Annotated in this window: 16 protein-coding genes; 10 read left to right on the top strand and 6 right to left on the bottom strand. The window is 33.7% G+C overall.

From position 1 onward, the window contains the following. Positions 1 to 32 precede the first annotated feature (32 nt). Both FC45_RS02865 and FC45_RS02860 read left to right on the top strand, forming a co-directional pair. Entirely contained in the window at positions 33 to 1,247 is a 1,215-nt protein-coding gene (locus FC45_RS02865; protein WP_006585298.1) for an MDR family MFS transporter, read from the top strand. A gap of 102 nt (positions 1,248 to 1,349) precedes the next feature. Next, positions 1,350 to 3,293 carry a M13 family metallopeptidase gene (locus FC45_RS02860; protein WP_006588296.1) on the top strand — a complete coding sequence of 648 codons (1,944 nt, stop codon included), beginning with the start codon at positions 1,350 to 1,352 and terminating at the stop codon, positions 3,291 to 3,293. Positions 3,294 to 3,336: 43 nt separating this feature from the next. On the opposite strand, the gene FC45_RS02855 is transcribed toward FC45_RS02860, so the two are convergent. The 3 genes from FC45_RS02855 to FC45_RS02845 all read right to left on the bottom strand — a co-directional run bounded on the left by FC45_RS02855 (position 3,337) and on the right by FC45_RS02845 (position 6,864). Continuing rightward, positions 3,337 to 5,379: a KUP/HAK/KT family potassium transporter gene (locus FC45_RS02855; protein ID WP_006585297.1), complete on the bottom strand. Its 2,043-nt coding sequence runs from the start codon at positions 5,377 to 5,379 to the stop codon at positions 3,337 to 3,339. 103 nt (positions 5,380 to 5,482) lie between these two features. Then, positions 5,483 to 5,914 (bottom strand): hypothetical protein, encoded by a 432-nt coding sequence (locus FC45_RS02850; RefSeq protein WP_006588681.1) that lies wholly within the window; start codon positions 5,912 to 5,914, stop codon positions 5,483 to 5,485. Positions 5,915 to 5,976: 62 nt separating this feature from the next. After that, on the bottom strand, positions 5,977 to 6,864 hold the full coding sequence (locus tag FC45_RS02845; protein ID WP_006588294.1) for a hypothetical protein: 888 nt from the start codon (positions 6,862 to 6,864) through the stop codon (positions 5,977 to 5,979). Between the two features lie 247 nt (positions 6,865 to 7,111). On the opposite strand from FC45_RS02845, the gene FC45_RS02840 reads away from it, so the two are divergent. After that, positions 7,112 to 9,265 carry a glycoside hydrolase family 73 protein gene (locus FC45_RS02840; protein ID WP_006588682.1) on the top strand — a complete coding sequence of 718 codons (2,154 nt, stop codon included), beginning with the start codon at positions 7,112 to 7,114 and terminating at the stop codon, positions 9,263 to 9,265. A gap of 79 nt (positions 9,266 to 9,344) precedes the next feature. Then, positions 9,345 to 11,132: a cation:proton antiporter family protein gene (locus FC45_RS02835; RefSeq protein WP_006588291.1), complete on the top strand. Its 1,788-nt coding sequence runs from the start codon at positions 9,345 to 9,347 to the stop codon at positions 11,130 to 11,132. A 69-nt stretch (positions 11,133 to 11,201) separates the two neighbouring features. Here the strand turns inward: FC45_RS02835 and FC45_RS02830 are convergent, their stop codons facing one another. After that, positions 11,202 to 11,804: an RlpA-like double-psi beta-barrel domain-containing protein gene (locus FC45_RS02830; RefSeq protein WP_006588290.1), complete on the bottom strand. Its 603-nt coding sequence runs from the start codon at positions 11,802 to 11,804 to the stop codon at positions 11,202 to 11,204. Positions 11,805 to 12,011: 207 nt separating this feature from the next. Here FC45_RS02830 and FC45_RS02825 point away from each other — a divergent pair, with 207 nt between their 5' ends. The 6 genes from FC45_RS02825 (at position 12,012) to FC45_RS02800 (ending at position 18,588) form a co-directional block, all read left to right on the top strand. Then, the gene (locus FC45_RS02825; protein WP_006588289.1) at positions 12,012 to 12,380 is read left to right on the top strand and encodes a hypothetical protein; all 369 of its coding nucleotides are present in this window, start codon (positions 12,012 to 12,014) and stop codon (positions 12,378 to 12,380) included. A 58-nt stretch (positions 12,381 to 12,438) separates the two neighbouring features. Next, complete coding sequence (locus FC45_RS02820) at positions 12,439 to 13,980, top strand: ABC-F family ATP-binding cassette domain-containing protein (protein ID WP_006585292.1); 1,542 nt, start codon at positions 12,439 to 12,441, stop codon at positions 13,978 to 13,980. Positions 13,981 to 13,991: 11 nt separating this feature from the next. Next, the gene (locus FC45_RS02815) at positions 13,992 to 14,759 is read left to right on the top strand and encodes a threonine/serine exporter family protein (RefSeq protein ID WP_006585291.1); all 768 of its coding nucleotides are present in this window, start codon (positions 13,992 to 13,994) and stop codon (positions 14,757 to 14,759) included. A gap of 1 nt (position 14,760) precedes the next feature. Next, positions 14,761 to 15,219 carry a threonine/serine exporter family protein gene (locus FC45_RS02810; protein WP_006585290.1) on the top strand — a complete coding sequence of 153 codons (459 nt, stop codon included), beginning with the start codon at positions 14,761 to 14,763 and terminating at the stop codon, positions 15,217 to 15,219. A 106-nt stretch (positions 15,220 to 15,325) separates the two neighbouring features. Further along, a complete protein-coding gene (locus FC45_RS02805) occupies positions 15,326 to 16,027 on the top strand; it encodes an ABC transporter ATP-binding protein (RefSeq protein ID WP_006585289.1) in 702 nt (233 codons plus the stop codon). Between the two features lie 17 nt (positions 16,028 to 16,044). Beyond that, complete coding sequence (locus FC45_RS02800; RefSeq protein WP_006585288.1) at positions 16,045 to 18,588, top strand: ABC transporter permease; 2,544 nt, start codon at positions 16,045 to 16,047, stop codon at positions 18,586 to 18,588. A 195-nt stretch (positions 18,589 to 18,783) separates the two neighbouring features. Here FC45_RS02800 and treC read toward each other — a convergent pair whose 3' ends face one another. After that, positions 18,784 to 20,439, bottom strand: a complete 1,656-nt coding sequence (treC, locus tag FC45_RS02795) for an alpha,alpha-phosphotrehalase (protein ID WP_006585287.1) — start codon at positions 20,437 to 20,439, stop codon at positions 18,784 to 18,786. Between the two features lie 10 nt (positions 20,440 to 20,449). Then, positions 20,450 to 21,163: a trehalose operon repressor gene (treR, locus tag FC45_RS02790; RefSeq protein ID WP_006588288.1), complete on the bottom strand. Its 714-nt coding sequence runs from the start codon at positions 21,161 to 21,163 to the stop codon at positions 20,450 to 20,452. Positions 21,164 to 21,288 lie beyond the last annotated feature (125 nt).

Raw genomic sequence — 21,288 nt, 5'->3', positions numbered from 1 at the left:
AAACTTAGGATAATAAGTTTGGAGGAGAAATTATGAAAACGGCGCATGGTGCCACTCAAGTCAAAGAAGTAAATATTCACTCACTTCTATTAGGCGAGCTAATTACTTGGTTAGGGTCAAGTTTTATCTGGCCTTTAACATCAGTTTATTTAAATAAGGAATTGCATGTTAGTTTGGCAATGATTGGAGTTGTCCTATTTTTTAATTGTATGGCTAATATGTTTGGCTCAATGATTGCTGGGCGACTCTACGATCGAATTAATCCATATCCCTTAGTAGTTGCTGGTTTATTTTTAGATGCGGTAGTATTGTTCTTATTGGCCTTATTTCCAGGTTGGCCCGAATATTGGTTGTGGTTGACTTTAGCAGGCTTTTTTGCTGGTTGGGATGGTGCCTTAATCAACTCTATGGCAACTAGTATTAAGAAAATCCCTAGTAAAAAGGTATTTAACTTAATTTATTTTGCTCAAAATATTGGTGTAGTAACTGGTACACTAGCGGTAGGATATTTATATGACTTTTCAGTAATTTTTTTATTTGTATTGGCAGCAATTTTGTATTTATTAGCAACGATAAATGCGGCAATTAATTATCGGCCAATTATTGCTTATCATAAAGAATTACTCAAAAATAAAGTGAAAAAAGAAAAGAAAAAGGTCAAATTACCTAAAGCAAATTTATTGATGAATTATGGTTTGTTCATTACTTTAGGGATAACATGGTTGATGTATATGAACTGGGAATCAAACTTGTCAGTTTATATTGTTTCTTTTAAGATTCCATTTCATATGTATAGCTTACTTTGGACTGTCAATGCGTTAATAATTGTAATAATTCAAGCCGTTTTAGCTCGCTTTGAACATATTTTTAAAACAACTTTTCAACAGGTTGTGTTTGGAATTTTAATGTTTTCATTATCATTTGTAACATTAATTTTTGCTAGAGATTTTGGGCATTTTTTATTATCAATGGTAATTTTAACATTCGGAGAGGCGACAGCTTTTCCTGCTATTCCCTCATATGTCAATGATTTAACACCTATCGAAGTAAAGGGAGAATATCAGGGACTCACTATTGTTGCAAGCTCGGCTGGCCGGGCAATTGGTCCATTAATTGGAGGATTGATTATTGACCAATTTAGTTATATTCCTTTCTTTATTTTTGCAGCAATTGTCATCTTTTTGTGTTTAGCCATTCTTGTACCCATGCATACTCATGTAAAATCAAAAATTAAGTTATTCAAATAAATTAAGGTACCAATATCGGTGCCTTTTTTAATAAATTTAATAATAGACAAGTTAATTTTAATAATGGTATCATTAGAATAACATATCTTAAGGAGGTTAATTATGAATAAACAAGCTGTACGTGGTGGCGCAGGAGATATTACTAGTCCTAAATCTGGCGTTCGCCCTCAAGATAACTTATATTTAGCTGTTAACTCTGATTGGCTTAAGACAATTGAAATTCCAGCTGACCGTTCAAGTATGGGAAGCTTTGGTAAAATCGATGAAAATGTAGAAAAGCAATTGATGCAAGATTTTGCTGATTTTGCTGATGGTAAAAAGGCGATTCCAAATGTTCCTAACTTAGATAAGGCTGTTGCGCTATATAAAGTTGCTCGCGATTTTGATAAGCGTAATAGTGAAGGTGCCGAACCAATTAAGGCAAGACTTAAGCAATTACTTGATTTAAAAGATTTTGCTGATTTAAAAGAAAAGGCCTTAGAACTTGATAAAGAAGGTCTTCCAGTGCCTTTATTTTTTGGTGTTGAACCAGACATGAAGAATACTAAGGTTAACATTTTGAATAATGTTGGTCCAAGCACTATTTTGCCAGATACAGTAACTTATCAAACAGAAGCTAAAGACCAATTGCTTCCAATTTATCAAAAGCAAACTATTAACTTGCTAGAGATGGCTGGCTTGAGTTCAGCTGAAGCAGAAAAATATGTTGAAAAGGCGCTTGCATACGATGCTAGAATTGCCAAGGTAGTTAAGTCTAGTGAAGAATGGGCTGATTATCCAGCAAGCTATAACCCAATGAGTTTAGCTGACTTTGCAGCTAAGTTTAAGAGCTATGATATTGTTAGTCATATTGAAGGCTTAGTTGGAATGAAACCGGACCGAGTAATTGAAGCAGATCCAGGTTACTTAGATCATGCAGAAGAATTATTTAATGAAAGTGTTTTTGAAGAAATTAAAGGCTGGATGTTAGCTCGCTTTATCAATAATGCCGCAGCAAGTTTATCAGCTGATTTCCGTCAAGCTGCTTTCCCATTTAGTCAGGCTTTATATGGTCAAGCAGAACTTTCAAGTGGTGAAAAGCAAGCTTATCGACTTGCTAATAGTCAATTTAGTGAAGTAGTTGGTATTTACTATGGTCAAACTTACTTTGGTAAAGACGCTAAGGCCGATGTTATCGACATGATTCATAAGATGATTAAAGTCTATGAAAAGCGTTTATCAGAAAATTCTTGGCTTTCAAAGGCTACTCGTGATAAGGCTATTGTTAAGTTACAAGCTTTGGAACTTAAGATTGGCTACCCAGAAAAAAGTGAGGAAGTATATAACCGATTCAAGGTTGATGAAAGTGCTAGCTTATATGAAAACTTAGCTGAAAATAGTAAGATTTCACAAGCATATGAATATGAACAACTTCCTAAGCCAGTTGATCGGAGCGTTTGGGCAATGCCTGGTAACTTAGTCAATGCATGCTATGATCCACAAAGAAATGACTTAACTTTCCCAGCTGCAATTTTACAAAAGCCATTCTACGATTTGAATCAAACTAGAAGCGAAAACTACGGTGGTATTGGAGTAGTTATAGCTCATGAAATTTCTCACGCCTTTGATAACAATGGTTCTCAGTTTGACGAGTTTGGTAACATGGTTAACTGGTGGCAAGATGAAGACTATGCTGAATTTAAGAAGCGGATTCAAGCTGAAATTAAATTGTTTGATGGAATTCAATATGGTCCAGTTAAGCTTAATGGAAAACAAATTGTTTCAGAAAACATTGCCGATCAAGGTGGATTAACCGCTGCTGTTCATGCAGCAAAAGGCGAAGGGGATGCAAGTATGCAAGAACTCTTCGAAAACTTTGCTCGTGTATGGGCAATTAAGCAAAAAGAAGAAGCAATCAAGAGTATTACTGCTATTGATGTTCATGCTCCAGGTCCACTTCGTGCTAACGTCCAAAGTCAATGCCAAGAAGAATTTTACAAGGCTTTTGATGTTAAGCCTGGTGATGGTATGTATCTAGAACCAGAAAAGCGGGTTGAAATCTGGTAAAGTGTAAATAAAAACGACTTCATATCATATGAAGTCGTTTTTATTATGCTCGGGTTCCATCCCCCTTTAGCTTCTTTTTTAAGTTAGCATAGTTAATTGGTTCAACTCGCTTAATGTATGAAGGAGTTGGTTTTCCTAAAATTAAAGGGACTCGTTCAACTACTGTATCTGCATAGTCAAGTCCGAACCAACTAGCGGGATTAGAAGATGAGTTTTGTAGACCAACTCGAGCTTGGATAATCCATTTTTCGTAAGTTGTCAATTCTGTTTGTGGACTTACTACGTCTTGAACAATAACGAAGCTAAAGTCACCGACATCTCTACCTGGTGTAGTTGTATATTCTTGAGGCTGAGATTCAATTGTTCCGTCAGCAATCAAGTCATGAATTATTTGTCGTAAGTACACATTAACACTAGTTTGCTTTTTGAACCCTAGATAAAGCTGGATATTGATAACATTTTTTGTTCCATAGGTATTTACAGCATATTCTGCAGTAAAAGGTTCATTAGTTACATTAACCGTAACAAACCAGTATGCTTGAGCTCTCTTTGGTCGTTTATCCAAGATAGAATAAAGAACTTCACGTTTGATGAATTTATTATACTTAACTTTTGCCATATAAACTAAGTTGGTGGCATAAGTCGGATAATTTTCATCGTGACTTAAGTTGGTTAGCATACTAGTATATTCATCTAAACGAACATAAGAATTACGTGATTCTCTTTTATCACGTACTTTATTACCAAAGTACCAAATGTACATAACTATTCCAATTAATCCGGCGATGATTACAGTTACATAACCACCGTGAACAAATTTAACTAAGCTGGAGATTAAGAACATCATTTCTATTGCAGCAAAGAAAGCTAGGAATAGGATGCGCCAGATAAAGTGTACTCCTTTTTTTGCTAGATATTCGGATAATAAAATAGTTGTCATTAACATAGTGGCTGTAATTGCCAACCCATATGCTGATTCCATATGTTCAGAAGTTTGGAAGAAGAAAACTACAGCTAAAGTAGTTGCCCCAAGCATCTTATTAACAGAAGGAATATAAATTTGTCCTTGTTCTGTAGTTGGATAAACAATATTCATTCGTGGCAAAAATTTTAGTTGGCTGGCTTCAGAAACAAGAGTAAATGATCCTGTAATCAAGGCTTGAGAAGCAATAATAGCAGCCATTGTAGCTAGAATGATTGCATAGACTCTGATATTTTCAGGAACGATTTGATAAAAAGGATTAAAGTCTCCACTAGTTTTAAAGCCCGGATTTTGTAAAATCCAAACACCTTGGCCAAGGTAATTTAAAACTAAGCAAATGAATACATATGGCCAAGAGCCTTTGATATTTGCCTTACCAACATGTCCAACATCTGAATATAAGGCTTCTGCCCCAGTAGTAGCTAGGAAAATAGAACCTAGTATAAAAATACCTACTTTATTTACTGGGCTAAACAGTATTTTTACGGCATAAATTGGATTTAAAGCTTGTAAAATCGACCAATCATTTGCCATATTAATTAAGCCGATTACACCAAGGAAGGTAAACCAAATTAACATAATTGGACCAAATGCCTTACCAATAAGGCTAGTTCCCATTCGTTGGATGGCAAATAATAAAAGGAGGATGCAAACAGTAATTAGAATTACCATTCCTTGGGTAGAAACTAACACATTTCCACCAAAGTTCATTCCTTTAAGTCCTTCAATAGCCGTAGTAACTGTAACTGCAGGAGTTAATGCCCCATCTGCTAGTAAAGCAGCTCCACCAACTAAGGCTGGAATGACTAACCACTTAGCTCTCTTTCTAACTAAAGCATAGAGAGCAAAGATACCACCTTCCCCATGGTTAGTAGCTTTTAATGCAATAGCAACGTATTTTACGGTAGTTAATAGTGTAACTGTCCAAAAAATTAAAGAGATAGCTCCTAATATTAGTTCGCGACTAATATTAGTCATTCCTCCATTTCCAGCTACAATTGATTTCATAACATAAAGGGGACTGGTTCCGATATCTCCATAAACAATACCGATTGAGATTAATAAACCAGCAGCTGTTAGTCGATCACGCTTTTTTAATTTCATCATGAACCTCTTTTATGTAAGAAAAAACTTTAATCAAAAAAAGAATGCCAATCGACATTCTTTTTGACTGTCCCATTTTTTCAAATCAAGGAATAAATATCGATTATGATAAACTTCCAGGAATTTGATTACGTTCAGCTTCATACCACTTATCCCAATCTTCAAAAGTAGCGAAGCTTTCTGGATCAATGTTACTTTTGGCAACAACTTCATCAAGCAAGCTCTTAAAGTTGTAGTCGTGAACATTTAATACATGCTTTACTAATTCTTTTCTTGAAAAGTTGATGTTATTAAGCAAATAGGTATTGATATCTAAAATATTACCTTTTTTATCGAATGACCCCATAATTTCAAGGTCATTTTGATTGTACTTAGCAATGTAGAAGTTGGCGAAGTTTACAAGGTAAGCAGGTTGTTCCTTAAATTCAGCTTTAGGCATTTCTTCGCGATTAGCTTCTGGTACAACAACTTCAAATTCGTCATTATTTTTGTTTAATTCTTCAGTCAAGGTAAGAACTCCTTTAAAAATGTCCAGATTAATTAACTAAATTAAAATAAATCACTTGTAATTTTACCCAGAAATCAACTTAAAATCAACTAGTTTGAAGGCTTTAAGTAGTTTTCTACGTCACTTTTAGTAATTGAATCAGGGGTCTTATGACCTTGGGCAAATGCATATCTGTATAAATTAATGATATCTTGAGGGCTCCATGGACTAGCATTATATCCAAGAGAATTTAAACGATTACGAATTTCTGATTGAGTTGCACTAGAAACATTTTTGCCATCAACAGTTCGATTACCAGAAAATTCGCCATTCATTTTGGAATTAGAATTTGAGCTTGAAGAACTAGAAGACTGCATTGAACTTGAAGAAGATGATGAGGATGATTGCTTCTTAAGTAAAGCTTTGTCTTTGTTTAATTTATCTTCAGTATTTGATTTAATTGCTTGGTAATATCTATCATTAATATATGGAAGTTCTAGAACTTGTTCATAATTATTAATAGCTAATTGGAAGTTCTGCTTACGTTCTGCTTCTTGAGCGGCTTCAAGTAAAGGCTGGATAGTGGTTTTGTAATTGTTATAAGCGGTCTTTATAACTTTCTTTAAAGTTTGAGCCTTTGAAATTAAAACATCATAACCATTTTCTTCATTAATAACTTTATTAATGGAATTTAAAGATGCAGTGTATTTGGCACGTTTACCATAAGTTATAGCATCTGACATATTTTCAGCTTGATTAGCGTAAGCTTTAGCTTTAGCTGTATGCTTTAAATCGTAGGCTTTATTAAAGTCACTAGCTGCAGCGTCGTATTTTTCATTTTTGACATTTTCTTTCCCACTTGCCATTGCTTGAGTGTAGGGGGAGCTAGCACTAATACTTGTATTAGTGCTTTGGCTTTTATTTGAATAAAAAAGAAAGCCACCTGCTGCAACGATTATTACAGCAACAATGGAAATAAATAAGTTAATTTTCTTCATTAAATGTAACCTCCAAAAATTAGAGATATAAACTCTCAATTTATACCCACATTATAACAAAAGAAAACTCAGAGTCCCAAACAGTAGCAAAAATATTATGGAGATATATTTATTTAATGACTGAAATTAACATTTTTGTTAAAAAAGTGTATAAATATTACTGTTTTGTTGCAAAACTCTAGTTCGGTTGAATGGCGACGATTGCCAACGTACAATATAATTGGATTATATTGGAGGGAATTATAATATGAAAACTAAAAAAATCACTGGCGTTGCTACCGCAGCTTTACTAGCCTCCGTTGCTGTGCCAGTTACCAACAATTTAGCTAATATTCAGACTTCCTATACTGCTAAAGCAGTCACTGGTCAACAGCAAGCATTTTTAAATACAGCTATACCTAATGCTGAAGCAGCTTCTGCTAGGTATGGAACGTATACTTCCGTCATGCTTGCACAATCAATACTTGAATCTGGTTGGGGCGCTTCACTTCTCGCCACACAGGCTAATAACCTATTTGGTATGAAAGGTTCATATAATGGACAAACTTATTATACTAATACTTCAGAATGGGCCTCTGGAACAGGTTATTACAATATAAATGCTGGTTTTAGAAAATATCCTTCTTGGGCAGCATCTTTTGAAGATAATGGTTACAAATTAAGAACAGGTACTACCGATAATCCAAGTCGTTATAGAATGGCTTGGATTGAAAATGCTGCAAACTATCAAGTGGCTACACAGGGCTTGAAAGATGGGGGTTATGCTACTTCACCAACTTATCCTCAATCGTTAAATAGAGTAATTTCTTCTTACGGTCTTAATCAATACGATCCGTCTGTAGATACCACAACTAAAACAATGAGAGTTTTATCAAATGGAACAGTTTATTCCGGTCCAGCCGATTCTAGTGTAGTTAGTGCAACTGGTAATATTACTGCTGGTCAAGTGGTTACTGTTGATAAAACAGTTACTTATAAAAATGGACTAAGTTATATGCATATTAGCAATGGTTGGATTAATGGTTCATTGTTAACCGGAAGTTCAACTCAAGCTACCACAACAGAAAAAGCAGGAACAACAACCGATGCAGGTAATGCAGCAATTAAGGTAGTATACACGAGTGCAATTGCAGAATGGAAAAATCCAGGTAGTGGAGTAGTAGGCTACTTACAAAAGGGAACGACCCAAACAGTAGTTGGAAAAATCCAAGTAAATGGAGCATGGTGGTATAAGCTATCATCAGGTAATTGGGTACCAGGGGAATATGTATATGTCACAGGTGCATCAAGAATACCAACAATTGATAACAATGTAGTAAATCAAAATACAAAAGTAAAAATAAAATATATATCAGGCTATAGCATAGCAGTATGGTCAAATCCAGCAATAGGAACAACAGGCCAATATTTAAAAGACGGAACAGAAGTACAAACGATTGGATATACTACAGCTAATGGCAAGAAATGGTATAAATTAGCGAATAATACGTGGATACCAGCAGAATATACTGAAGTAGTAAGTTCATCAACAGTGGTAACGAATATTACTAATGAAAGTAATACAGTAGCGATAAATTATCCGCACTACAGTATAGCTGTATGGAGTGAACCAGGTAGAAACTCAACAGGAAAGTACTTATCAGATGGGACAAAAGTCCAAACAGTAGGTTATACCACAGTAAATGGTAAGAAATGGTATAAGCTAGCAGATAATACGTGGATACCGGCAGAGTATACTAAAGTAGTAAGTTCATCAACAGTAGTAACGAATATTACTAATGAAAGTAATACAGTAGCGATAAATTATCCGCACTACAGCATAGCTGTATGGGGTGAACCAGGTAAAAACTCAACAGGAAAGTACTTATCAGATGGAACAAAAGTCCAAACAGTAGGTTATACCACAGTAAATGGCAAGAAATGGTATAAGCTAGCAGATAATACGTGGATACCAGCAGAATATACGAAAGCAGTAAGTTCAACGGATACTACTAGCGGAAATAATACAGTAACAGTAAATTATCCAGGCTATAGCATAGTAGTATGGAGTGAACCAGGCAGAAACTCAACAGGAAAGTACATATCGGATGGAACAAGTGTAAAATATTACGCAACCGCAAATTATAATGGTCAAACATGGTATAAGATAGGTGAAAACCAATGGGTACCAGGTCAATATGTAAAAGTAAATGCATCAAATAATAGTGGAAGCGTGACAGTAAAATACATATCCGGATATGGTATAGCAATATGGTCAAATCCAGGCAGAAATTCAACAGGAAAGTATCTGGAGAATGGCACAACAGTAAAATATTTTGAGACCCAAAATTACAATGGCCAAACATGGTATAAAATAGGTGAAAACCAATGGGTACCAGCACAATATGTTAGTGTAAATTAATTTTTTTAAAAAGAGTTCTCTTTGATTAGAGAGCTCTTTTTGTTATCCTTTTCTTAAGATAAAAAAGAGGGGAGATATTATGCTTCTAGTAATTTTAATGGCCTTAGTTATTCCAATTTGGATGGCTAAGTTTAATCTACACAATATTCCGACAGCTGTTGCTGAAATTATTGTAGGAATTGTTTTAGGTGTTAGTGGATTTAATTGGGTTGATACTAGTAATAGTCAATTAAGTTTTTTATCTAATTTAGGGGTTATTATTCTGATTTTCTTATCAGGAATGGAGATAGAATTTGACCTTTTTAAGAAAAAACAAGATTCACAAATAAATCCTGTAAAAATAGCTTTATTATCTTTTTTAGGAATCGCTGCTTTTTCAATCTTTTTAGGCTGGATATTATCAATTTTAGGCCTATTTAAAGATATGCTTTTAGCAAGCATTATTTTTATGACAGTTGCTTTGGGAGTGGTTATTGCTACTTTGAAAGAAAAAGAAATTTTGAGTAAGAGCATAGGCCAAAGTATTTTGTTAACGGCAGTATTAGGGGAAGTAGTTCCATTATTGGGATTAACAATTTATGCTTCAATTCATGGTGGTGATGCTGAAAAACTATGGTTGATTATTCTCTTATTTGTAGCTGCTATTGTATTATTAATTAGATTTAAGAGACCATATCTTTGGTTTAATAAAATTACCAAGCAAACCACACAAATAGATATACGCTTAGCATTTTTCTTAATTTTTGTTTTGGTATCAATTGCTGAAAAAGTAGGTGCAGAAAATATTTTAGGTGCGTTTTTAGCTGGTATGGTAATGAAGCTATTAGAGCCTAGTGAAGCCACTAAGGACAAGCTGACATCTATTGGTTATGGATTTTTTATTCCATTTTTCTTTATAATGACAGGTGCTAAACTCAATTTGAAGAGCTTATTTACTAATCAATCAGCGTTGTTGCTGTTGCCGATTTTAGTGTTAGCATTTTTTGTGTCTAAAGTGCCTGCTGTCTTAACATACTTAAAATATTTTACTAAGAGGAACGCATTAGCTGGTGGATTATTAACCGCTACAACAATTACAATTGTTTTGCCGACTTTACAGGTCGCTCGAAAATTGAATGCAATTAGTAAAACTCAATCAGATGCTTTTACTTTGGCAGCTATCATTACTTGTATTGCAGGTCCTATTATTTTTAACTCGTTGTTCAAATTAGCACCAGAAGATAAAATTAAAGAAAAAGTTCTGATATATGGAGCTAATGTTTTTTCAGTTGCAGTAGCTCAAGAACTCCATGATAAATGGTATTCAGTTGAAATGATTACTGATGACCAAGAAGCCTATAATACTTATAAAAGTCGTGTAAAGTCATTGAAATATTGTAATAATGTTCTAGCTATTAACGAGTTTAATTATGATATTGTCGCAAGTTCAGGCTCAGATGATGAAAGAAATTATGAGTTTGCTAAAAAAGCTAAACAAGCTGGTGTCTCAAGAGTTATTGTTAGACAAAAGCAACCTGAGGCAAATCGAATTGCCGAATTAACTCAATTAGATATTGAAGTATTTAACGGTTATAGTGCTAGAACTTCGGCAATGAGGGCATTGATAGAATCGCCAGCTTTTTATGAGATTTTGACAGATTCAGACAATATTCTTTACGATGTTAAGATTCGCAATCATCGCTATGCGGGTCACCAATTAATGGATTTATCTTTTATTGATAAAATTACAGTTAGCCGTATTAAGCGTGATGGTGAATGGTTAGCTCCTCATGGTACTACTGTTTTAGAAGTGGGCGATGAAATAGTTTATACCGGAAAAGTTGAAGATGCTGACATGATCAGAGAGTTATTGACTAAAGAAAATTAAAAAGAGGGACGTGCTTTACGCACATCCCTCTTTTTTAGGATATAAATTTATGAATTTTAATTGAGATAATTAACCAATAACTTCAACTGTAGCATATAAGATTCCAGCAGCAGGAACTTGGCTATTTGGCATAGCTACATCTAATTGATTAGGATTAGCAGCGGCAAAGCCACCAGTATCATTAACTACTCGATACCAAACAGTACCATCTGAAAGAGTAATCTTAAGTTTAGTACCCTTAGGGAAAACTGATAAGTTAGCAGCAACTCCATCGTATCCCATATTTGAACCTAAAGCGGCAGGATCATAAAAGCTAAGTTTGAAAGTACCTTTGTTTACACCAGATACATTTTGATTAGCTGTTTGAGTTGTAGCACTAGTAGTTGTTGGTGCTTGAGTAACTGCTTGTTGAGCTTGCTTTTGTTCTTCTTGAGCTTTGGCTTCTGCTTCTGCCTTAGCTTGAGCATCCATCTTAGCTTGTTCAGCTTTAGCATTTTTTGTTAATTCTGCAATAGCAGCTTTTTGTCTATCTTTAATTAATTTAGCGCGCATTTTTACGGGCTTAATGGTATCATTAACCAAACTGGTTGATACGTTATAATTTGTTTCTTCTGAAGCTGCTTGTGTTGGATTTACTTCAATAAAGTTTACAATTAATAATGAAATAGCCACAACGATAGCAGCAAAACGCTTAGTTAATAAAATAAAAAATCTACTCCCTCTAAAATTTAAATTGATAACTTTTTATTTCTTATAGGTAATATTATATAAGTGGAATATTTCAGAACTTTAATAGTAAAATTACAAATATTAGTGATTTGAAATAAAAGTTACATTTTTGTTACAAATATAAATATAAATGTAAAAAAGAGGTGCTATATGAAAAAAAGTAATATTTTTCCTATTATTTATGCAATTATTTCTGCTATATTAACTTTTATTGCTGTATTTTTTATTTTATTCAATACATTTCATATAAATTTGAGTTTTACAATTTTTGGGGCAGCATTAATAGCGGTTATTTCTTATGTCTATTCATATTTTAGAGCTCATGCTTCCGCAGAAATTAAGCGAATTGTATATCAGTATGGTCTTAATGATGCAGAATTAGCTAAGATGACGGGGCTAAAAAAATCAGATTTTCCAATTTATCAGGATAAATTACAATTAATTTTACCTAAAAGAATGTGGCCTCGTGTTTTGCATGTTTTACAAGAATATGAACAAAAGCAACAGAGTAAAGAATAAGTAAAAATATACCTAGTGGTATATAATGGATTTTTAACTAACAAAAAGGGAGAAGAAAGTGAGTTTATTAACAGTTAAAGGTTTAAGTCAGAGCTTTATTGATAAGACTTTATATGAAGATGCAAACTTTGTATTAAACAAAGAAGATCATATGGGAGTTACTGGTCAAAATGGTGTTGGTAAATCTACTTTGATAAAAATCTTAACGGGTGAAATTGTGCCTGATGATGGACAAGTTAAATGGCAAAAAAACATAAAGGTAGGATATCTTGATCAATATGCCAAATTAACTCCAGGTATGACTCTAAAAGCTTTTTTAAAAACAGCATTCGCAGATTTATTTGCTCAAGAAGAAAAATTAAATAGCTTATATGTTGAATATAGTGAAAAAGGTGACCAAGCATTACTGGATAAGGCAGGAAAGATTCAAACTCACTTAGAAGAAGTGGGCTTTTATGATATTGATACTGCCATTGATCAAGTAGCAAGTGGACTAGGACTGCTTGAATTAGGCTATGGTAAAGATGTCAGTGAAATGTCTGGTGGTCAAAGATCAAAGCTGATTTTAGCTAAATTACTTTTAGAGAAGCCACAAGTACTAGTACTAGATGAACCGACTAATTATCTTGATGTTAACCACATAGATTGGCTAGTTACTTATTTAAATGATTTTGAAGGAGCTTTTATTGTTGTTAGCCACGACTATGATTTTTTAGGACGAATTACTAATTGTATTATTGATATTGATTTTGGAACTATTACTCGTTATACAGGTGATTTGAAGCACGCAATGCGTCAAAAAGCTCAAGATAGAGAAACTTATTTAAAAGCATATCAAAATCAACAGCGAAAGATAGCTAAAACTGAAGCTTATATCCGTAAAAATAAAGCCGGTACTCGTGCTAAAAGTGCACGTTCAAGGCAAAAGCAACTTGATCGGATGGAAAAATTAACCCCACCACAAAATAATAAGCGGGCAAAATTTGACTTTCCATATGTAGCTACGGCTTCTAATTTATTATTACAAACTCAAGATTTAGTTATTGGATATGATAGAGCATTAGTGAAGCATGCCTTTAATTTTAGTGTGGGTGGAAACGAGAAAGTAGCTGTTACTGGTTTTAATGGTATTGGGAAGACTACTTTATTGAAGACCTTACTAGGAAAATTAAAGCCAGTTTATGGTAATTTTGAATTATCTGCTACAGCAAAATTAGCATACTTTAAGCAGGATTTAGCTTGGCCTAATAAAAATATGACCCCATTACAATATCTAGCTGAGTGTTATGAAAAGATAAAACCTAAAGAATTACGTCAAGCTTTGGCAAGAATGGGATTAACAGCACAACAAGCTATGAGTCCTCTAGGAGAATTATCAGGTGGTGAACAAGAAAAAGTAAAATTAGCTAAGATGCAATTTGAGCCAGCTAATATTCTTTTTCTTGATGAACCAACCAATCACTTAGATAATGAAACTAAGGATGCATTAAGAAAAGCAATTGTAAATTTTCCAGGAGCTGTTATCATTGTTAGTCACGAACGTGATTTCTTTAGAGGAAATTGGGTTGATAAGACGATTGATATTGAAAAAATGAACTAATTGAGGTCATTATGTTTGAAGATAAAGAACGCTTAAAAGAAATACAACGGATTTGTTTATTAGCGGGACATCTGATGATTGAAGGCGGCAGTGAAATGAGCAGAGTTGAGGATACAATGCTTAGAATAGCTCGTAATGCCGGAGTATCAGATCCACAAGTTTTTGCTACTCCAACTGGAGTCTTTTTAACTTTAGATTCAGGTCAGTTATCACAAATAGAACAAGTGCGTGAGCGAAACATTAATTTAGAACTAGTTGATCGGGTAAATAATTTATCTCGTCAATTTGCTAATAAAGAAATTAATTTGCAAGAATTAGATGAGAAGTTACATGATGTAGCAACTAATACAGCAGCTTTTCCTCTATGGCTTCAATTGATTGGTGCTGCTAGCTTATCTTCAACTTTAATGATTTTATTTTTTGATAGCTATGACTGGCTTGATTTCCCAGCTGCTGCAATAGTGGGTTGCTTGGGATTCTTAGTTTATTATTTTATTCAAAAATATACTAGAATCAGATTCTTATCTGAGCTAATAGCAGCTATGTTTATGGCATTATTAACTTACTTAATTCGTTTGCTAGTTCCAGAGTGTTCAATTGATAAAGTATTAGTTGGTGCTTTAATGACACTGGTTCCTGGCTTAGCTCTGACTAATGCGCTGCGTGATTTATTCGCAGGAGATTTAATGAGTGGAATTGGACGCTTTGTTGAAGCGGTGATGACGGCACTTGCTTTAGGTGGTGGAGTAGGTATTATTATGCGATTTTTAGGTGCTTAAGATGACAATATGGCTACAGATTTTAATTAATATTGTGTTTTCAATAATTGGTTCAATAGGTTTTGCATTGACAATTAATGTTCCAAGACGAGCGCTTTTTCTGACTGGGATTAGTGGGGCTTGCGGTTGGATGACCTATTGGGTGCTAATTAGGCTACATTCAGGAAGAATGATTGCTAACTTAGTTGGTGCCTTTGTAATTGGAATGTTGGGCCTATATTTTGCAAGAATAAAAAAATGCCCTGTATCTGTTTTTAATATTCCAGCGTTAGTCCCTCTTGTACCTGGAGCACCAGCTTACATGGCTGTACGCGCATTGGTACAAGGCAAATATGATTTGGCCGAAGACTTAATGCTGAGAGTAGGAATCATTACAGTTGCCATTGCTTTGGGATTTTTATTATCAACTTTGCAAAGTGAGTTTATTTATCGTTTAAAAATGCATTATAAGAATAAATAATAAAGGTGACTTGTATCTTGTGATATAAGTCATTTTATTATTTGTAACTAATTAAGCAATGATAAAATTAGCTTAAAGGAGCTTGATACTTAGGAGAGTGAAGACTATGCCAATAATTGATGTAAAAAACATTTCAAAAGAATATAAAAATGGAAATACAACAATTTTTGCTAATAAAGCAATTACATTTTCAATTGAAAAGGGACAATTAGTTGTCATTCTAGGTCCTTCAGGCGCAGGTAAATCTACTTTGCTTAATATTTTGGGTGGAATGGATACTTCAACAAGCGGTGACGTGATAGTCAATGGAAATAATATTGCTAATTATTCTAGAAAAGAATTAACAGCTTATCGTAGAGAAGATGTTGGCTTTGTCTTCCAATTTTATAACTTAGTTCCTAATCTAACTGCTAAAGAAAATGTTGAATTAGCAGCTGAAATAGTTCCTAATGCTATGGAAGCGAGTGAAGCATTAAATGCAGTGGGGTTAGGGAATAGAATGAATAACTTCCCTGCGCAACTATCTGGTGGTGAGCAGCAACGTGTTGCTATTGCCCGGGCAATAGCTAAGAATCCAGCTATTTTATTGTGTGATGAGCCAACTGGTGCGCTTGACTATCAAACAGGTAAGCATGTTTTGAAAATTTTACAAGAAATGAGCATCAAGAAGGGTTCAACAGTTGTTATTGTTACGCATAATGCAACAATCGCACCGATTGCCAATCAAGTAATTCATGTTCATGATGGTCAAGTTAAGAAGATTGAAAAGAATGAACATCCAACAGCTATTTCCGAAATTGAATGGTAAGAGCTAGGAGAATTTGAATGAGAAAAAGGATTCTATGGAAGGATGCTTGGCAGGCAATAACTGACTCATTAGGTAGGTTCATTGCAATTTTGATGTTGATGATAGTGGCTGTATTTACTTTTATTGGGCTTAAAATGACGGGCCCAGATATGAGAAGTAGTGCTATTAACTTATTTAAAAATAATAATTTAGCTGATATTACAGTTCTTTCAAATCATGGTTTAAATCAAAAGGACAAGCAGAAAATTGAAAAACAATCAGATATAAAATTAGTTGAATACAGCTATCTTATGGATTCTACTGTTAACAATAGTAGAAGAAGCTTGAGAATATATTCTGAAAGTAAGAAGATTTCAAAAGCCATGCTTACTAAAGGGAATCTACCTAAAGCTAACAATGAAATAGTTATTTCTTATTTATTGCAAGATAAGTATAAACTTGGCCAAAAGTTAACTTTAGACAATCATAGTAGTTTAAAGCATAAAAAGTTTACAGTTGTTGGTTATGTCCGTTCAAGTGAATATTTAGATAAATTGGATACGGGACAAACAAATGTAGGTACAGGCCAACTATCTGGATTTGCTTTTATAAAGAAGTCGGCTTTTAAATCTGGTACAACAACTGGAATAGCTAGAATTACTTATAAAAAGACTGCTAAGATGAATCCATATTCAACTAAGTATTCTAACTATATTAATGATAAGGAAAAAGATTTAAAGAAGGAATTAGATAAGAATATTTCAGCTAAAGAAAATAAAACTAAAAATAAAATTGCTGAAATTAATGATAGTTTAACTAAGTTAAATGTAATTGTAGCGGTTAAACCTGAATATCAAAGTCAGATTAAGCAACTTGAAAGTGCTAAAGCGAAGCTTGAACATTTGAATAAACCTAGCTACACAGTTAATACTCGTGATGAATTCCCAGGTTATGAAAATTATCGTTCAAATGCAGAAAGAATTGACGTTTTATCTAATATCTTCCCAGTATTCTTATTTGCAATTTCTGCCTTAGTTTCTTTAACTACAATGACTAGATTTGTGGAAGAAGAAAGAATTAATATTGGTACTATGAAGGCGATTGGATATAGTAATTTTGATGTAGCTAAGAAGTTTATCGTTTATAGTATGCTTTCAAGTACACTAGGAGTTATTTTAGGAGCTTGGGGTGGATTTAGAGTTTTACCTGGCATTATCTTTGAAGCTTATGCAGCCAATTCAACTATGACTGGCTTTAGAAGTCAATTCTCTTTAGTTTGGCTAATATTAGGACTAGTTGTTGCATGGGCATGTACGACTTTAGCAGCACTTTACGCCTTAAAGAAAGATCTTAAAGACCGCCCAGCTCAATTATTACTACCTAAACCACCTAAAAAAGGCTCAAAAATTTTCCTTGAAAGAATCACACCATTTTGGAGTAGATTAAGCTTTAACCATAAGGTTACCTTCAGAAACCTCTTTAGATATAAGACAAGAATGTTAATGACAATCTTTGGGGTTGCTGGTTGTACAGGATTATTAGTAATGGCTTTTGGTATTCGAGATTCACTTTCAGGAATTAGTAAGAATCAATATACCAACATTATCAAATATGACATGATTGCGGTTAAAAACTCAAATCCTAGTTCTAAACAAAACACTGACTTATTGGATGAACTAGATTCAAATAGTGTTAAACGCTATAAACAGATTCACTTTACTACTTTGAATCGTAATCTTGGGGAAGACAAGACTAAGCAAACTATTAATGTGATTGTTCCTAAAGCGAATACTGACTTATCTAAGTATATTAATTTAATGAGCAGTTCTACTGGAAAGAAATTAAAATTAACCAATAACGGTGTAATTATTTCTGAAAAGTTGGCTCAATTAACCAATGCTAAGGTTGGACATTATATTAAGTTAAAAGATACTAACGATAAGTGGAAAAAATTCAAAGTTAGTGGCATTTGTGAAATGTATATGGGTCACTACATGGTAATGAATAAACAAGCTTATAAGCATTACTTTGATAAAGAATATAAGACTAATGGTTATTTGATAACTACTAAGTCAGGTAAATTACAAACAGTTTCTGAAAAACTGATGGCTACTGGCGCAATTAAAGGTATTAATCAAAATGTTAACAATAAGAAAACAATTGATAACTTGATTAATTCACTTAATAAAGTTATTTTGATTTTGATTGCGATTTCTACAATTTTGGCATTGGTTGTTATCTATAATTTAACTAATATTAATGTTGACGAAAGAATGCGTGAACTTTCAACTATTAAAGTATTGGGATTCTTTGATAAAGAAGTTACGATGTACATTTATAGGGAAACAATTATTCTTTCAATTCTAGGTATCTTAGCTGGATATTTAGTCGGTATTTGGTTACATAGCTTTATTATTACCACCTTACCACCCGTTAATGCTATGTTTGATCCTAATATGTACATATCTAACTTTATTTACTCAGCCCTCATTCCAGCAGTACTGACTACTGTCTTAGCATTTATTATGCACAAGAAGATTAAAGACGTTGATATGCTAGATGCTTTAAAGTCAGTTGAATAGATGATATAATCATTAGCGACGAGTCGATAAAGAACGCGAGATGCGTATATTTATCAGGGGACATCTGCTTTTAATAGCAAGGCACGGGAAGTGTTGATGTTTTGGAAGACCTATTGTGAACGTGGAATTCCAACTTTGCCCAAAAAGAAAAAACTGTTAGTTCATTAAGAGCTAACAGTTTTTTTATATAAATTTTTAGCATTTAAAGGCTAAACTTTCATATGGTTCTAGTGTTAATTCTGAATTTAAATGTGTAAGCTTTCTATTGTAGTTGCTAATTATGGTATTACCATCTTTATTTAGCCATTCTGTTGGTAAATTGAGTTTAACTTTTCTATCAGAAAAATTATTCAAGACAAGGATTTTCTCTTTTGTATCATCTAAGAAGCGCTCATAGGCAAGAACATGTGAATTATCTTTTAATAGGCCATGAATATGGCCTTCATAGACTAATCGCTCATTTTTACGAAGTTTGATTAATTCTTGATAATAATTAAAAATTTGCCCATCATTCAGTTCTTTTCTGACGTTAATTTCTTCCTGATCTGTTGGCATTAACCATGGTTTTATCTTAGAAAAACCGGCGTATTCTGAATTATCCCAATGCATTGGCCCACGAGAATTGTCGCGTGCTTTACTGTGTACGATTTCAAATGCTTTTGGTTCAGGATATTTCTTTAGTAATTCTCGATAGGCATTTTTTGCTTCGACATCAACATATTGATCAATTGAATGATAAGCTGGATCTTTCATACCTAATTCTTCTCCCATGTAGATATAAGGAGTTCCTCGCATGAGATGAATCGTTGTCGCCAGCATCTGTGCAGATTGAATCCGGTATTTTCCAGTATTGCCAAAACGATTGAGTGCCCAAGGTTGGTCGTGATTATTCCAAAAAAGTGCTTGCCAGCCATCTGCTTTATCTAGTTCCTCTTGCCAAGTTAAAAGTAAATCTTTTAACTTTTTAAAATCAAAATGGGTGATACTCCATTTTTCACCATTTAGGTAATCGACCTTTAAATGATGGAAACTAAAGACCATAGATAGCTCATGATTGTCTGGTTTAGTATAGCCGATTGAATTCTTCAAGGTGGTAGATGACATTTCTCCGACTGTTATGCAATCTGGGTCTTGACCAAAAGTGTTCTGATTAAGTTCTTTAATGTAAGTATGAACAACTGGCGTATCAGTATAAAGACTTTTTTCTTGAGCTGGATCTTTTGAATCAACTAACACCCTATCTTTTCCAATTACATTCAAGACATCAAATCTAAAACCAGTTACCCCTTTTTGACGCCAGAAATTAACAATATCAAAACATTCCTGGCGCACATTTGGATTGTGCCAATCAAGATCAGCTTGGCTTGGATCGTATAGGTGAAGATAATATTTACCAGTATCACCGAATTTTTCCCAGGCAGGACCACCAAATTTTGACCGCCAATTATTAGGGAAACCACCATTTTTGCCATCACGGATGTAAAAATAATCTTGATAATACTTGTCGCCAGCTAAAGCCTTTTTGAACCATTCATGTTCAGTTGAGCAATGGTTAAATACCATATCCATCATGATACCGATATTGTGCTTTTTTAATTCGGCAACTAATTTTTCAAAATCAGCCATGGTTCCAAAATGCGGGTCAATTTCACGGTAATTAGCAATATCATAGCCGTTATCTTTTTGCGGAGAAACGTAGAATGGATTAAACCAAATCATATCAATATTTAATTTTGCAAGATAATCGATTTTTTCGATAATGCCAGGAATGTCGCCAACTCCATCGTTGTTGGAATCAAAAAATGATTTTGGGTAAATTTGATAAATTACTTTTTTTCCGAGTTTTGTCATAATTTTTCTCCTAAATCTTTTGTCTACGTGCAAAATCAGTAAATTCAAACTTATCAGGTCTATGATAAGAAATGGTTAGCTGAAGTAAACTGGTGTCGTCTAGATAGACCATACTTCTGACGATTACGACATTACTATTTTGAGCTAAGTTCAGAGTCTTGGCGATGCTTTCATCAGCTTTTTCAACAGTAATAACCTTAGTAGCATAAGAAATCTTCAATGAAAGTTTATTTTCTAAGTAGTCATAGATAGAATCTTGAGCTACTTGATTGCTGATAGAAGGAACCAACTTTTTGATTAAGTAGTCAACATCAACTACAGCTGGCTCACCATCAATTTTTCTTAATCGCTTCAAAAAGATAGCATCTTCAGGAGCAATTCTTTTTCCCATGAAAGTCGAAGGGAAAGACTTTTCACTGTTTTCTAAAAGAATCGTTTCTGCATTCATTCCTAAACTGCGATTTAATTCTTTAAATGAAGTTAGCCCGGAAATCGGGAAGCTATATCTACCTAAATCTAAAACTAAAGAACCTTTTCCTCTAATTTTTTGAATTAAACCAAGCTCTTGCATCATCTTTAAAACTTTACGAATAGTTTCTCTTGAAGTGCCGTATAAATCTGTCAATTGATTTTCGCTTGGTAAAAAGGAGCCAGGTTCGTAAATTTTATACTTAATTTTTTTTGCTAAATCACTTGCAATAATTTCATATTTACTAGTACTCATAAACTCACACCCTTATCATCTTTTCTTTTATTTTATAGCATGTATATACAAGTATCAACAAATATAATCTTTAATTTTAGCCTAGTAAAAAAGATAAACATTTTTATTGACAACTTGTATATACA

This window comes from Lactobacillus jensenii DSM 20557 (assembly GCF_001436455.1).
Lineage (GTDB): Bacteria > Bacillota > Bacilli > Lactobacillales > Lactobacillaceae > Lactobacillus > Lactobacillus jensenii.
This window is presented reverse-complemented; position numbering and strand designations above follow the sequence as displayed.